Below are 15,103 nucleotides of genomic sequence, written 5' to 3'. Positions count from 1 at the left end.
GGTTTGAATATCGTTTTCGGCATTGTAGTGCGCCGCCGATGGCGAAAATGTGAAAGCAGGGCGCCTGGGAAGAATATTTATCCGGTTGCACAAACGTCTAGACGACCGGATGACTATTCTAGTACCGTTCAGGCTGAACAGGACGACGAAATCACGGACGCGGCTTGGGTCTCAAGCGCGCCCTTTATTGACGAGGAAAGACCATGAGTACATCTGAGCCGACGCCTGCGCCATCCGGCCCCGCGACGCGGCGGGAGTGGCTGGCCATCCTGGCGCGCACGCCGCGAGCCTGCATGAAGGACGCACTTGATACGGCACTGGACGGCACGCCGCCGCCCGAATTCGACTGGCTGCGCGCACCTGATATCGGCCTTGCAATGGTGCGGGGACGGGTTGGCGGCAGCGGGGACGCGTTCAACCTGGGCGAAGTGACCGTGACGCGTGCGACGCTGCGCTTGCGGGTTCGCGAGGGACGCGCCGCGGTGGGTATTGCGGTTCACATGGGACGCGACAAGGAGCGGGCAACGCTTGCGGCGCTCGCCGACGCATTGCTGCAGACGCCTGCTTTCGAAGCCCGGATGCATGAGCACTTGCTGGCGCCGCTCGCTGCGCGCATTGCGGAAAGTCGGGAGCAAAAGCGAGCCCGGGCGGCGGGTACGAAGGTGGAATTCTTTACGATGGTAAGGGGCGACTGATGTTACCTGACAAGCTTTCAAGCAACTTTCGTGGCGCGGACGCCGCGGGCATCGACCTCGCGACCTTGACCCCCGGTTTCAACGACACCGTCCATGATTCCCAGGGCGTGTTCCGCGCATTGCTCAACGCGCTTTCGCGGCCCGGCAAGATCGTCTCGATCGACGCGGTACTGCCCGGTCTGGATCAGGACGGCAGCACGGCTGCGGCCTATGTGCCAATGGCCGCGTTCGCTGCGCTGCTCGCCCTGGCTGACTACTCGACGCCGGTGCTGCTGCAGCATGAACATCGCGGTTTGAGCGACGCACTGCGTTTTCACACGGGCGCACCGCTGACGCATGATCATGCACAAGCGGTTTTTGCCTATCTGCACGACGCACAATCCATGCCGCCGCTGGACGCATTTTCCCTCGGTGACCCCGAGACACCGGAGAGCGCCGTCATGCTGTTCATCCGCGTGGACTCGCTTGATGACGGCACGCCGATGACCTGGCGCGGCCCCGGTATCCGCGATACGCAGACGGTCCATATCGCGGGCGTGCCGGCTTCGTTCTGGCATGAGCGCGCGTCATTGGCGAACCAGTTTCCTTGCGGTATCGACTGTTATTTCGTGCACGGCGGCTCGGTGATCGGCCTGCCGCGTACAACACGCGTGGAGGTGGCCTGATGTACGTTGCAGTCAAAGGCGGAGAACGCGCTATCGAACGTTCATGGGACCTGCTTGCCGCCAACCGGCGCGGTGATGAATCGATCGCTGAACTGGGTGTCGACCAGATTCGCGAGCAGCTCCAGCTGGCGGTTGCCCGCGTGATGACCGAAGGTTCGGTCTACGATGAAGAACTGGCCGCGCTCGCGATCAAGCAGGCAGCGGGCGATCTTGTGGAAGCCATTTTCCTGCTGCGGGCGTATCGCACGACGCTGCCGCGCTTCGGTTATACGGTGCCGCTCGATACGGAAGCCATGCTTGTGGAGCGGCGTATTTCGGCTGCGTTCAAGGACATTCCGGGCGGACAGGTGCTGGGCGGTACATACGATTACACCCAGCGTCTGCTCGACTTCAGCTTGCTGGCCGAAGGTGGTCCACGCACGCCCAATGTCAGCCTTCCAGGCGCGCCCGCACCGCAACAGGAGGCAATGCCGCGCGTGCTCGCGCTGCTCGACAAGGAAGGGTTGATCGAGCAGGAAAAGAAGCACGCTGACGCGCCCGAACCCGGCGATCTTTCGCGCGAGCCTCTGATGTTCCCCGTCGAGCGTCCGGTCCGTTTGCAGAATCTGGCCCGCGCCGATGAGGGTTTCCTGCTGGCTGTCGGCTACGCCACGCAGCGCGGTTATGCAAACTCGCATCCGTTCGCCGGCGAGATTCGTTACGGAGAGGTTGCCGTCGAACTGGAGCTTGAAGAGTTGGGATTCGCGGTCGAGATAGGCGATATCGACATCACCGAGTGCCAGATGATCAACCAGTTCGCGGGCAGCGGCGACGTGCCGCCGACGTTCACGCAGGGGTATGGCCTTGCATTCGGCCACTCGGAACGCAAGACCATGGCCATGGCGCTGGTCGACCGCGCTCTGCGCGCACAGGAACTGGGCGAGACCGTTTCGTCGCCGACGCAGGACGCGGAATTCGTGCTTTATCACAGCGACAACGTGGAAGCATCGGGCTTCGTGCAGCACTTGAAATTGCCGCACTACGTCGACTTCCAGTCCGAACTCGAGTTGCTGCGGCGTCTGCGTGCGGGCATCGAGAAAGAAGCGCAGCGCGAACGTGTTGCTCAGGAAGAGTATCAGGCTCAGCAAGCGCAACGAGGGCAGCAGGCGCAACAAGCGCAAGCCGAGCCCAGCGAGGAGAACGCAGCATGAATGCGCGTATCGAAGAAAGTGCCATGGCTGAAGGCTATAACTTCGCCTACCTCGATGAACAGACCAAACGCATGATCCGTCGAGCGCTGTTGAAAGCGGTTGCCGTGCCGGGTCATCAGGTGCCGTTTGCATCGCGGGAAATGCCCTTGCCGTATGGCTGGGGAACGGGCGGCCTGCAGGTGACGTCCGCGATCATCGGACGCAGCGACACGCTGAAGGTGATCGACCAGGGCTCCGATGAAACCACCAACGCCGTGAATATCCGCCGCTTCTTTGCGCGCACGGCCGGCGTGGCGACCACCACGCGGACGGTGGAAGCATCAATTGTCCAGACCCGTCACCGGATTCCCGAAACGCCGCTGACCGAAGCGCAGATCCTGGTGTATCAGGTGCCGATGCCCGAGCCGCTGTTCCGGCTCGAACCTCGCGTGACCGAGAGCCGCAAGCTCCATGCGCTGGCGGACTACGGGCTGATCAACGTGAAGTACTACGAGGACATCGTGCAGCACGGCAGCATTGCGACCACCTACGATTACCCGGTGCTCGTGAACGATCGTTATCTCACTTCACCGTCACCCATTCCCAAGTTCGACAACCCGAAGATGCACATGAACCCGGCGCTGCAACTGTTTGGCGCGGGCCGCGAACGCCGCATTTATGCGATCCCGCCTTATACGAAGGTACGGAGTCTCGACTTCGAGGATCATCCGTTCACCATTCAGCACTGGGACCATGAGTGCGCGTTATGCGGTTCGCGTGAGAGTTTCCTCGACGAAATGATTGTGGACGACGCCGGCGCGCGCATGTTCGTGTGTTCGGACAGCGACTACTGCCAGGAACGTCGCGCAGCACAGGAGGACGCATGAATCTTTCAACACCCGCACTTCCTCTGCTCACCGGCCGCGGACTCACGAAGCTCTATGACGGCCGCGGCGGATGCGTCGATGTGGACATCGACATTTACCCGGGCGAAGTGCTTTGCATCGTCGGCGAATCCGGTTCAGGGAAATCCACCTTGCTGAACGCACTGGCGCTGCGAACCCCCGTGAACGAAGGTGCGTTGCACTATCGCACCGTGGAGCATGATGTGCTCGACCTGTTTGCGTTGCCCATGCCGCGCCGCAGGATGCTCGCTCGTACGGACTGGGGTTTTGTGCACCAGAATGCGCGTGACGGGCTGCGTCACGGTGTGTCGGCCGGGGCGAATATCGGCGAGCCGTTGATGGCGAACGGGGCCCGCCACTACGGGCGCCTTCGTGAAACAGCCTCCGACTGGATGAGCCAGGTCGAACTGGATGCCGCGCGTATTGACGAATTGCCTTCCGCGTTTTCGGGCGGCATGCAGCAGCGGCTTCAGATTGCGCGCAATCTTGTTACGAAACCGCGCCTCGTATTCATGGACGAGCCTACCGCGGGGCTGGATGTCTCCGTGCAGGCACGGCTGCTGGACCTGCTTCGCACATTGACGGCCAAGCTTCATCTTGCTGCCCTGATTGTCACGCATGATATTGGGGTTGCGCGTTTGCTCGCGCATCGCCTGATGGTGATGAAGGACGGGCGAGTGGTGGAGAGCGGACTGACCGACCAGGTGCTCGATGACCCGCAACATCCCTATACACAGACGTTGGTTGCGTCCGTGCTGCCAGTTTGAGGTACGAGAATGAATGCCAATGCCGATCTTTCCAATGAGCTTGCGTTTGCCGAACGCGCGGCGCTGATGCTGCGTGCGCGAGCGGTGGAGAAGACCTTTACGCTGCATCAGCAGGGTGGCGTGCGCATCGCTGCGCTGGGCGGTGTGTCGCTCGATGTTGAACGAGGCGAGTGTGTCGTGTTGTCGGGGCCTTCGGGTGCCGGCAAGAGCACGTTGCTGCGCTGCATGTACGGTAACTATCTGCTCACGCGCGGCACCGTTGCCATCCGTGATGAAAGCCGCACGTCGAAATACCTGTCGTTGTCCGATGCGCTGCCGCACGACGTGATTCGCTTGCGCCGTACCACCATGGGTTATGTGAGCCAGTTTTTGCGCGCTATCCCGCGCGTGTCGTCGCTCGATCTGGTCAGCGAGCCGCTGATCTCCCGCGGCATGAATGAAGAAGAAGCACGGGCACGCGCCGGCGCGCTGCTCGAACGCCTCAACGTGGCGCGGCGTCTGTGGACGCTGGCACCGGCCACGTTCTCCGGCGGCGAACAACAACGCATCAATATCGCGCGCGGGCTGATTGCTGAACAGCCGCTGCTCCTGCTCGACGAACCCACGGCGTCGCTCGATGCCGAGAACCGGCAGGTGGTGGCGGACCTGATCGTGGAGGCACGCGAGCGAGGCGCGGCAATCGTCGGCATTTTTCATGACGAGGACACGCGCGAACGAGTTGCAACCCGACTGATTCAACTCAACGCTCCCGCCGGGCAGGCGGCAACGACTACGGAAACCTTGCAGACATGTTGATCAAAAACGCGCGCATCGTCACTCGCGATGAAGAGTTCACAGGCGTAATACGAGTAGCCGAGGGCCGTATCACCGAGGTGGCTCCCGGTACGACGTCGGTTGCGGAAGCGGAGGACTGGGGCGGTGATTACCTGTTGCCCGGACTTGTCGAACTGCATACCGACAACATCGAAAAGCATATCGCGCCGCGGCCGGGTGTATTGTGGAACCACGACGCCGCCATCCTCGTGCACGACGCCCAGGTCGCAACAGCCGGTATCACGACCGTTTTCGATGCGCTCGGGATCGGTTCGCGTGGAGGCGTGGGCGTACGCGGCAAGGAAATACAGACCAATTGCGCGCGCTCGATCGAGCGGCTGTCGGGAAGCGGCATGCTGCGCGTCGAGCACTTCCTGCATCTGCGATGCGAAGTGGCGGCAGCGGACGTGCTTGAAGTATTCAACGGGCTGGTTTCGCATCCGCTGTTGCGCCTCGTCTCCGTGATGGACCATACGCCGGGGCAGCGCCAATGGCACGATCCGGTCCAGTGGCGCCGGTATCAGGAGCGTCACGGCAAATGGACCGACGAACACGCGAGCACGGTGCTCAATGAACTGACCGACGACCAGCAGAGGTACGCGCGGGTTCATCGCAGCGAGATCGTTGCGCGTTGCAAGACGCTGGGTCTGCCGCTTGCGAGCCACGACGACACGTCGGTCGAGCACGTGCTGGAAGCAGTAGAGGACGGCGTCGCCCTCGCCGAATTTCCGACGACGCTGGCTGCGGCACAGGCGGCAAGGGATCACGACATTGCGACGATCATGGGCGCACCGAACGTCGTGCGCGGCGGCTCGCACTCGGGCAACGTATCCGCGCTCGAGATGGCACGTGCCGGGTTGCTCGACATCCTGTCGTCGGACTATGTACCGTCAAGCTTGCTGACCGCCACGTTCGATCTCGTCGACAAGGCCGGCTGGTCGCTGCCGCAAGCCATTCGCACGGTATCGTGGGCTCCCGCCAAGGCGGCCGGCCTGACGGATCGTGGTGCGATCGGCCTGGGGCTGAGGGCCGATTTCGTGCGGGTCGCCATGGCGGATCGCTTGCCGGTGCCGCGCGCCACGTTCCTTGAAGGCAGACGCGTAGCGTGATTGCCGGTGCAGGACCGTTGTATTGATTGCTGACTCCGGCTCTGCGCCGGTGCCTTTGGGCAACCAGAGGCAGCTACAGGCAGTTCGTTCGGGCAGCATGACGGCGCGATGTTTGCGCCGCCATGCTGCCCGAATCTCGTCCTCCTTCCTGAGTCACACTGCATGCTCAAGAATAAGAAAGGGCAAACCCTTCCGTAAAAACACCAACTTCAGCCGCGCCGAACCCCAGCTTCATCGAAAACTAATTGTTGGCTCCGCACGCCTGAACCACACTGGCATCCATTCCAGCCGGGCGTTTTCTGCCGGGCACAGCAACAGGGGCAAGGGACAATGACAGCAGGCGGGCAAGAGGCGCGCGGGCAGGGCTTGGGCATTCACCAGAAGATCAGCGACATCCCACGTCAATGGGCACAGGCTACGCCAAGCGGGATCGCCATTCGTGAAGACACGGACTTCGTCACCTTCGGGCGGCTGTGGACCAATATAGGAGCGGCCATGCATTTCCTGCGCGAGCAGGGCGTGGGTACGGGCGACCGCGTGATGATCGTTGCCGAGAATTGCACGGCGGTGATCACGCTGTTGTTCGCGTTGTCCGAACTCGGTGCGTGGCCGGCCATTGTGAACGCCCGGCTTTCGGAGCGAGAGATAGAGTCGATCCGCGCGCACTGCACTCCGCGGCTGATGCTGTTCATGCATTCGACCTCGCCCGACGCGGTGCGCCACGGTGTTCGTTATCGCGCGCGGGAAATCTCGCCGCCGGGACTCGGCCCCCTGATGATGGGCGCATCCGACGAAACGAGCGTCCGCGAGGAAGCATCGCTCGCCCGTGAAATCGCCTTGCTGATCTATACGTCGGGCACGACCGGCATGCCCAAGGGCGTGATGGCGACACACCGCGGCTTGCTGCACTTCGCACGGGTATCGGCCAACTCGCGCAACATGAGCACCAGCGATTGCGCGTATGCGGTCATGCCGATGTCGCACATCTTCGGCCTCGCCACGCTCCTGCTTGCGACCTTCCAGGCCGGTGCGAGCCTGCATCTCTCCGCGCGCTTCAAAGCTGAGGAAGTGCTTGCGGCTCTTGCCGCCGGCGAGATCTCCATCCTGCAGGGCGTGCCGACCATGTTCACGCGCATCGTCGCTTATGTGCGCGAGCATGCGGTCGAGGTGAGTGCACCTGCGCTGCGTTACCTGTACACCGGCGGCGGCCCGCTCGATCCGACCTTGAAACGCGATGTGGAGGCGCTGTTTGGACAGCCGTTGCATCACGGCTACGGCATGACCGAATACGCGGGTTCTCTTTTCATCACGCGGATGGACCGTCCGCGGCAGGATTGTTCATCGGGGGAGATCGTCGAGGGGGCCGAACTTCGCGTTGTCGATCCTCAAGGCGAGGACATGCCGGCGGGCGAGCCCGGGGAGCTCTGGGTGCGCGGCCCGGGCGTGATGCATGGCTATTATCGCGCGCCGGAGCAGACCGCCGAAGCATTGCGCGAGGGCGGCTGGCTGAACACCGGCGACATCGGCCGGTTGGACCCGGACGGTGCGCTCTTCATTGTCGGCCGCACCCGCGACCTGATCATTCGTTCGGGCTTCAACGTGTACCCGATCGAAGTGGAGTCGGTGATCAACACCTATCCTTCGATCCGGCAGTCCGCGGTTGTGGGCCGTGCGGCTGCCGATGGTAACGAGGAAGTCGTCGCGTTCGTGGAGATAAAAGACGGCACGACCTTCGACGCCGATGAACTCCGGCGGTATGTCGACGAACGCTTGTCGGCCTACAAGAGACCCTCCGCGATCATTCACATCGACACCATTCCAACCACCGCCAGCGGCAAGTTGCTGAAGCAACGGCTGCGTGTGCTGGCCGCGGAGCAGGACTGATCCAGTGCTGGAAACGTAGCAGGACTTCGAAGAACAACGCGCCCATGAAGGCGCCCCGGAGGAGACATGAAACACATTGCAGCGGCTGCGTGCCTGTTGCTTGGAACGCTGTCGGCTCATGCTGCCGAATGGCGCGTAGGCGTGGAGTTGCCGTTCACTGGACCGCTCGCGCAAGCCGGTACGGAAATGTACAGGGGCGTGCAGGTTGCCGCCGATATCTACAACCGGCGCAACCCGCAGAATCATGTCGTGCTGATCGCCATCGACGACGAATCGAATCCGGCGAAGGCCGTGGCGGCCGTGGAAAAGCTCGCGTCGCAGAAGGTCGTCGCCATCGCGGGGGCTGCCAACTCCAACTGCGCGGGACCTGCTTCGGAAGCGGCGGACAAGGCCGGGATTGTGTACATGACCTCGGGCGGCACCAGCGACGACATGGTGTCGCGCGGTCTGAAGACCTTCTTCCGCGTGAGCAACACGCCGGGTTACGCGAAGGGCATGATCGGTCTCTTCGACAAGCTCGGTGTGAAGTCGGTATCAATCGTGTACTCGACCAGGGACGCCACCAGCGACCTCGCCAAGCAGCTCGATATCGCGTTGAAAGCCAAGGGCGTGGCCACGACCCTGCATGCCTTTGATCCTTCAATGACGGACTTCAAGCCGGTCATCAACAAGATCAAGCTGCAGGATAAACCGGACGCCATGGCCATGATCGGGTATGAGAATGATTATGTCGGCATCCTGCGGGCGTCGAAGGTGCTGAAGCCGCAGCTCAAGGCCATTGCCGCGCCCTGGGCTTTCGCGAGTCCAAAGATGGCGGCTTCATTCCCCGACCTCGTGCCGAACGTGTACGGCGCAACGGTGCTTGCCTCACCGGCGGATTACCGGTCGGCTGACCAGAAGGAATTCTCCGAGACCTACAAGCGGCTCTTTAACACCGAGTCCAACTATCAGTCGCAGACCTCGTTCGCCTATGCGCAACTGCTGTTCGACGCCATTGCGCGCTCTGACAAAGCCGGCACGCTCGCGAAGGGCGGCCTGGCCGATGCACTGCGCAGCGAGACACCGGCAGCGGGCAACGAGTCGTTCCTCGGCAAGGTCAGCTTCGACGCTCGCGGTGACAACCCAGGTTATGTCGCCCATATGGGTCAGTTCAAGAGCGACGGCAGGCTTGTGGTTGTCTCCCCGGCGGATTACGCCACCAGTAAGCCTCAGTACCCGGGCGTTCCATGGTGATACGGTATCCGAAACAATATAAAGAGCGGCCATGATAAGAGATCAGGAAACACTCAATATTCTGCTCGACAACGTCTCGCGCTTCGTGCGCGAGCGTCTTGTCCCGAACGAGGAGCGCGTGGCCGAGACTGATGAGATTCCGGCCGATGTGGTGGCCGACATGAAGTCGCTCGGTCTTTTCGGTCTCACCATCCCGGAGGAATATGGCGGCCTCGACCTGACGATGGAAGAGGAAGTCCGGGTGATGTTCGAGCTCGGCAAGACCTCGCCGGCCTTCCGGTCGATCATTGGTACGACTGTGGGGATTGGATCGCAGGGAATCGTCATCGACGGCACGCAAGAACAGAAAGCCCGGTGGCTGCCGAAGATGGCGACCGGCGAAGTGATCGCGAGTTTTGCGCTGACGGAACCGGAGGCGGGTTCGGATGCGGCGTCGTTGCGAACCCGTGCGGAACGTGTCGGGGACCACTACGTGATCAACGGCACGAAACGCTACATCACGAACGCGCCGCAAGCGGGCATCTTCACCCTGATGGCCCGAACGAACCCGGACGATCTGCGCGCCGGTGGAATAACGGCTTTCATTGTCGAGGCGAATAGCCCCGGTATCAGCTTCGGCAAGCGCGACAAGAAGATGGGGCAGAAGGGCGCGCATACATGCGACGTGATCTTCGAGGACTGCAAGGTCCCGGCTGAGAACATCGTTGGCGGCAAGCCGGGCGTTGGTTTCAAGACGGCCATGAAAGTGCTTGATAAAGGCCGTATTCATATTGCTGCCATCTGCGTGGCGACCGCGCAGCGGATTCTTGACGACACGTTGCGCTACGCGATGGAGCGCAAGCAGTTTGGTCAGCAGATCGCTGAATTCCAGTTGATCCAGGCGATGCTCGCGGACAGCCAAGCCGAGCTCTACGCGGCACGTTGCATGGTTCTGGATGCGGCGCGAAAACGCGATGCGGGCGAGAACGTCAGTACGGAAGCCTCATGCGCAAAGCTGTTTGCGTCGGAGATGGCCGGACGGGTCGCCGACCGTGCGGTGCAGGTTCACGGGGGAGCAGGCTATATGTCGGACTACGGCATCGAGCGTTTTTACCGCGATGTACGCCTGTTCCGGATCTACGAAGGCACCAGCCAGATCCAGCAGATCGTGATTGCCCGCAACATGATCCGCGCTGCCGCCGGACGATGAAAACAACGAGAGAGACAATGAGACAGCGCTTTTTCACCTGGATGACCGGGACCGCCGGCGTCGCGGCATTGGCGTTCGCGCCGGTCGTGTTCGCGGCTGAATTGCCGGTCGGCGTGGAGCTGCCCCTGACGGGTGGCATGGCGCGCGCGGGTAATGCGCAACTGGAAGGCATCAAGGTCGCCGCCGATGTGTTTAACCAGCGCGGCGGGAAGAACATCGTCAAGCTCACCGTCATCGACGACGAAGCGCAACCCGCCAAGGCGGTATCCGCGGTAGAAAAGCTCGCCTCGCAAGGGGTATTGGCGATCACCGGCGGTTACGGTTCGAACGCGGTGAGCCCGGCGTCGGAAGCATCGGAGAAAGCGGGGCTGGTGTACATCACCTCGGGCGGGGTTGATAGCGCGATGACCTCGCGCGGCCTCAAGAACTTCTTTCGCATCGGGCCTGCATCGGGATACGCGAAGGCCGTTGTCGGATTGATCGGCGACATGAACGTGAAGTCGGTGTCCATTGTCTCGTCGACGAAACAGGCCACGTCGGATCTCGGGCAAGACGTCACGGCCGCATTGACCGCGAAGGGGATCAAGGTTACGCGACATGCGTTCGATCCGGCCATGACCGACTTCAAGCCCATCGTCAACAAGATCAAGCTGCAGGACAAGCCCGACGTGATGTTGATGCTTGGTTACGAGAACGACTACATCGGCATTCTGCGTGCGGCGAAGGTGCTTAAGCCGCAGCTCAAGGCGGTGGTCGGCGCATGGTCGCTCGCCACCCCGAAGATGGCGGCCGAGTTCGGCGATCTGGTGAACAACACGGTGGGCACGGCCATGCTGCCGCATCCGGTGCGGTTCGCTTCTAATGACGGCCGCGCGTTCGTCGCTGCTTATACAAAGGCCTATAACAAGGAGCCGGACTATCTGGCGGAGTTCTCGTATGTGCAGTCGATGCTGCTGTTCGAAGCGCTCTCCCGCGCCTCCGACAAGAACACGCTGAAGAACGGCGGCATCGCGAGGGAACTGCGGTCGCAGTCGTTCGACACGCTGATTGGACCCGTCAAGTTCGACGAGCGCGGTGACAATCCGGCGTTCCTGAACAACATGGCGCAGATCCAGGACGGCAAGGTGGTGATCGTGTGGCCGAAGGACAAGGCCACCGGCACGCTCAGGTATCCCGCGCTGCCGTGGTGAGACGAAAAGCAGGGCCGTACCGACGTTTCAACGCCATGTGAAGGAAGCACCATGACAGATCTGATCTTGCAGTCGCTGTATTCGGGCGTGTTGATGGGAGGCGCGTATGCGCTGGTTGCGCTCGGTCTCGCGCTGGTGTTCGGCGCGATGCGGGTGATCAACCTGGCGCACGGCGAGCTCGTGCTGCTCGCCGCTTACATTGCCTATTCGTTCGAGAGCCGGCTTGGTATCAATCCCGTGTTCGCGATTCCGCTGGCCATTCCTGTGGTGTGCGCGGCGGCCGCTGCGGCGTATTACCTCGTGAGCCGGATCAGGCAGGACCGCGAGCTCAATTCGCTGATCCTCACCTACGGGCTTGGCATCATCCTGACGAATGCGGTGCTGCTGGTCTGGAGCGCGGACGTTCGCTCGACGAATTCACCGTGGCTGCAGGACAGCGTGAGTATTGGCAGTGTGATCAGCATGCGCAGCGAGGTGTTGTCGTTCGGCATCAGCGTGGTGCTGATGGGCGTCTTGTGGTGGTGGCTGTCGTGTTCATGGTATGGGCGGGCGGTGCGGGCCATATCGAGTAATCGCGATGCCGCGAAGCTGATGGGCATCAATCCCGGCAGGATCGAACTGGTTACGTTCCTGGTGGCGGGCGTGCTGGCCTCGTGCGCCGGTGTCTCGATCTACGCGAGCAGCGCGATCCAGCCTTCCATTGGGGAAGCGCTTACGGTAAAGGCGTTCATCATTACGGTGCTGGCGGGTGTGGGGTCGATCCCGGGGGTGTTGCTTGGCGCGATGCTGCTTGGGATTGCCGAGGCGCTGACGGTGACGCTCTACAGCTCCGCCATGCAGGAACTCACGGGCATGGTGCTGTTCCTGCTCGTGCTGTATGTGTTGCCCAATGGTCTGTTCGGTGTTGCCCGGAGGCGTGGATGAACCGCATCGCCCTGACTGGAATTGTATTGCTCGTGCTGTACGTGGGCGTGCCCCTGGTGGTTGGGCATGACTTGTACCTGATGAGCCTGACGGTTGCGTCGCTCACCATCGCGGGCGTGGCGTTGGCGTGGGCGCTGCTTGGCAATCTTGGCGGCATGGTGAGCTTCGGGCATAACGCGTTCTTCGGCGTGGGCTCGTACGTCTCTGCGTTGCTCGTGCTCAAGGTGGGCTGGCCCGTGTTCCCGGCCATGCTTGGCGGGGGACTCAGCGCCGTGGTGGCGTCGCTTGCCATGTTGCCCGCGCTGCGTTTGAAGGGACCGTATTTCGCGCTGGCGATCCTGGCATATGCGCAGATCTTTCGTATTCTTGCCACTGAGATGTCCGGTGTGACCGGAGGATCGGGCGGCTTATCAAGCATTCCCGGCCTGCCTAAAGTGTTCGGCTTTGATTTTTCTACAAAGACTGGCGGCTATCTGGTGATCCTCACGCTCGTGCTGGTCTTTGCGCTTGCGTATTACTTCCTGCGGCGCAGTTATGTTGGCCTTGCGCTGCGTGCGATGCATGAGTCCGAGGACGCCACGCGGGTGGTTGGCGTGAATAACGCGATGCTCAAGACCTGCATGCTGATGTTGTCCGCTTTCATGACCGGGTTGGTCGGCGCGTTCAACGCGCACATCATCAACTTCCTTGAGCCGGACTACGCGTTCAACGCAACGTGGGCAGTGGTGCCGATCATTGCGGCGATCTTCGGTGGTTACCGGACTATTACCGGACCGTTGGTGGGTGCGGTGGTGGTCTATCTCGTCGACCAGTTGTTCCTCAAGGACATTTTGCCGACGGGGCATCAGATCGTGCTGGGCGTGCTGCTGGTCGGCATGATCATCCTGAGCCCGGCGGGGTTGACGGCGCTGGTCTTCAAGAAGCGTAAAAAGCGAGACGCGTATGCCGCAAGCTGAACTCGAACTGCAGAACGTGACTATTCGCTTTGGCGGCATTACTGCTGTCAACGATGTGTCGATGACCGTGGGCACGCGCGATCTGGTGGGTCTTGTCGGACCCAACGGCGCGGGCAAGACCACGCTGTTCAACGGCATCTCCGGGCTGGTGAGGCCGACCCAGGGCACGATCCGTTTCGATGGCGCCGACATGCTCAAGACCTCGCTGCACAGGCGGGCCCGGCTGGGGATTGGCCGTACGTTCCAGGTGCCGCAACCCCTGCACGAGCTGACTGTGCGCGAGAACTTGATCGTTGCGCAACGGTTTGGTGCGGGACGTGTGGACGAGGCCCGCATAGATGAAATATTGGGGTTTCTGGGGCTTCAGGACAAGGCGGACCGTAACGCGGCGACCGGGCTTGCTCTGACCGAATTGAAGGCGTTGGAGGTGGCCAAGTCGCTGGCGACGCAACCCAAACTCTTGTTGCTTGACGAAGTGCTGGGCGGTCTGGAGACGGCGAGCAAACGCCGTTTCATGACGATGTTGCGTGAGGTGCATGAGCGGTACCAGGTGGGCATCCTGATCATTGAGCATGACATTGAGACGGTGATGAGTCTTTGCGAGCGTGTCTGCGTGCTGAACTTTGGTGAGCTGATTGCGGACGGGCCGCCGGCGGAGGTGTTTCGTGATCCGGCGGTGGTGAAGAGCTACACGGGCGAGGTGGTTGATGCTTGAAATCAGCGGCGTGCGTGCGGGTTACGGCGCGATCAATGTGCTGTGGGATGTGTCGCTTGAGGCGAGGCGTGGGGAGGTGACTGTTATTGTCGGGCCGAACGGGGCGGGGAAGACAACGTTGCTACGCGCGATCATGGGCTTGCTGCCGTTGCAGCGTGGCCAGGTTGTGTTTGACGGCCAGCCGTTGAAAGCGCTTGCAACCTGGAGCTTGCCGGAGCGCGGGGTGGTGATGGTGCCGGAGGGCCGTTTGATTTTCCGCGACATGTCGATTGAGGAAAACCTGATGATGGGTGCGTTTCCGAAGACCAAACGTGCTGCTGCTAAAACGCAGCTTGAAGAGGTGTTCGCATTGTTTCCGCTGTTGAAGGAGCGGCGCCATCTGCCGGCGGGCACGTTGTCGGGTGGTCAGGCGCAGATGTTGGCGCTTGGGCGCGGGTTGATGTCGTCGCCGCAATTGATGTTGATTGATGAGCCTTCGCTTGGTCTTGCGCCGGTGATTGTGCAGGAGGTATTCGAGATTCTTGGCCGGCTGAAAGCGGAGGGTCGCACCATTGTGCTGGTTGAGCAGAACACCAACATGGCGCTGCGCTTGGCGGACCAGGTGTATTTGATGCAGGGTGGCAAGGTAACGTTATCGAAGCGGGCGCACGAGGTGAATGTGAATGCGTTGCATGACATGTATTTCTCGCGCTAGGGAGAGGGGGCTGATACTTGTTTGTGGGCGTTGGTGCTTGCCCGAGAGCACTGGTGGCGAAGCGTGTGCATGTCAGGATTCGCGAGAAGGAGGGGTTCAAACATCCGTGGCTCTGGCGAGCACCGTGCTTTTGGGGCACCTATGAATGGGAACTGCACGCTGTGGACACTTAGGGTAGAGCGGTTAAAGCGTTTT

The 15,103-nt window shown here is 61.6% G+C and carries 15 protein-coding genes; all 15 read left to right on the top strand.

What is annotated here, in order from left to right:
- The first annotated feature begins 203 nt into the window (after nt 1-203).
- The gene (phnG, locus tag ABH944_RS02910) at nt 204-695 is read left to right on the top strand and encodes a phosphonate C-P lyase system protein PhnG (RefSeq protein WP_404604674.1); all 492 of its coding nucleotides are present in this window, start codon (nt 204-206) and stop codon (nt 693-695) included.
- Entirely contained in the window at nt 695-1,360 is a 666-nt protein-coding gene (phnH, locus tag ABH944_RS02905) for a phosphonate C-P lyase system protein PhnH (protein ID WP_404604675.1), read from the top strand. Before phnG ends, phnH begins: the two co-directional genes overlap by 1 nt.
- Nucleotides 1,360-2,550, top strand: coding sequence for a carbon-phosphorus lyase complex subunit (locus tag ABH944_RS02900; RefSeq protein WP_404604676.1), 1,191 nt, complete (start codon nt 1,360-1,362; stop codon nt 2,548-2,550). The genes phnH and ABH944_RS02900 overlap by 1 nt, the downstream gene beginning before the upstream one ends.
- Entirely contained in the window at nt 2,547-3,416 is an 870-nt protein-coding gene (locus ABH944_RS02895; protein ID WP_404604678.1) for an alpha-D-ribose 1-methylphosphonate 5-phosphate C-P-lyase PhnJ, read from the top strand. Before ABH944_RS02900 ends, ABH944_RS02895 begins: the two co-directional genes overlap by 4 nt.
- Complete coding sequence (gene phnK / locus ABH944_RS02890) at nt 3,413-4,201, top strand: phosphonate C-P lyase system protein PhnK (RefSeq protein ID WP_404604680.1); 789 nt, start codon at nt 3,413-3,415, stop codon at nt 4,199-4,201. The genes ABH944_RS02895 and phnK overlap by 4 nt, the downstream gene beginning before the upstream one ends.
- A 9-nt stretch (nt 4,202-4,210) precedes the next feature.
- Nucleotides 4,211-4,996 carry a phosphonate C-P lyase system protein PhnL gene (gene phnL / locus ABH944_RS02885; protein WP_404604682.1) on the top strand — a complete coding sequence of 262 codons (786 nt, stop codon included), beginning with the start codon at nt 4,211-4,213 and terminating at the stop codon, nt 4,994-4,996.
- Nucleotides 4,990-6,123 carry an alpha-D-ribose 1-methylphosphonate 5-triphosphate diphosphatase gene (locus ABH944_RS02880; protein WP_404604683.1) on the top strand — a complete coding sequence of 378 codons (1,134 nt, stop codon included), beginning with the start codon at nt 4,990-4,992 and terminating at the stop codon, nt 6,121-6,123. Before phnL ends, ABH944_RS02880 begins: the two co-directional genes overlap by 7 nt.
- A gap of 330 nt (nt 6,124-6,453) precedes the next feature.
- On the top strand, nt 6,454-8,007 hold the full coding sequence (locus tag ABH944_RS02875) for a class I adenylate-forming enzyme family protein (RefSeq protein ID WP_404604685.1): 1,554 nt from the start codon (nt 6,454-6,456) through the stop codon (nt 8,005-8,007).
- 66 nt (nt 8,008-8,073) lie between these two features.
- Nucleotides 8,074-9,240: an ABC transporter substrate-binding protein gene (locus ABH944_RS02870; RefSeq protein WP_404604687.1), complete on the top strand. Its 1,167-nt coding sequence runs from the start codon at nt 8,074-8,076 to the stop codon at nt 9,238-9,240.
- A gap of 31 nt (nt 9,241-9,271) precedes the next feature.
- Nucleotides 9,272-10,429, top strand: a complete 1,158-nt coding sequence (locus ABH944_RS02865) for an acyl-CoA dehydrogenase family protein (RefSeq protein ID WP_404604689.1) — start codon at nt 9,272-9,274, stop codon at nt 10,427-10,429.
- Between the two features lie 17 nt (nt 10,430-10,446).
- Nucleotides 10,447-11,619 (top strand): ABC transporter substrate-binding protein, encoded by a 1,173-nt coding sequence (locus ABH944_RS02860; protein ID WP_404604691.1) that lies wholly within the window; start codon nt 10,447-10,449, stop codon nt 11,617-11,619.
- A 51-nt stretch (nt 11,620-11,670) separates the two neighbouring features.
- Nucleotides 11,671-12,543, top strand: coding sequence for a branched-chain amino acid ABC transporter permease (locus tag ABH944_RS02855; protein WP_404604693.1), 873 nt, complete (start codon nt 11,671-11,673; stop codon nt 12,541-12,543).
- The gene (locus ABH944_RS02850; protein ID WP_404604695.1) at nt 12,540-13,499 is read left to right on the top strand and encodes a branched-chain amino acid ABC transporter permease; all 960 of its coding nucleotides are present in this window, start codon (nt 12,540-12,542) and stop codon (nt 13,497-13,499) included. The genes ABH944_RS02855 and ABH944_RS02850 overlap by 4 nt, the downstream gene beginning before the upstream one ends.
- Nucleotides 13,486-14,214 carry an ABC transporter ATP-binding protein gene (locus ABH944_RS02845; protein ID WP_404604696.1) on the top strand — a complete coding sequence of 243 codons (729 nt, stop codon included), beginning with the start codon at nt 13,486-13,488 and terminating at the stop codon, nt 14,212-14,214. Before ABH944_RS02850 ends, ABH944_RS02845 begins: the two co-directional genes overlap by 14 nt.
- Nucleotides 14,207-14,908 (top strand): ABC transporter ATP-binding protein, encoded by a 702-nt coding sequence (locus tag ABH944_RS02840; protein ID WP_404604698.1) that lies wholly within the window; start codon nt 14,207-14,209, stop codon nt 14,906-14,908. Before ABH944_RS02845 ends, ABH944_RS02840 begins: the two co-directional genes overlap by 8 nt.
- Nucleotides 14,909-15,103: the final 195 nt, after the last annotated feature.

Origin of the sequence: Caballeronia udeis (genome assembly GCF_044909315.1) — a bacterium.
In the GTDB taxonomy this organism is placed as follows: Bacteria; Pseudomonadota; Gammaproteobacteria; order Burkholderiales; family Burkholderiaceae; genus Caballeronia; species Caballeronia udeis_A.
Note: the sequence above shows the minus strand (reverse complement) of the source record. Positions and strands in the feature narration are given on the sequence as shown.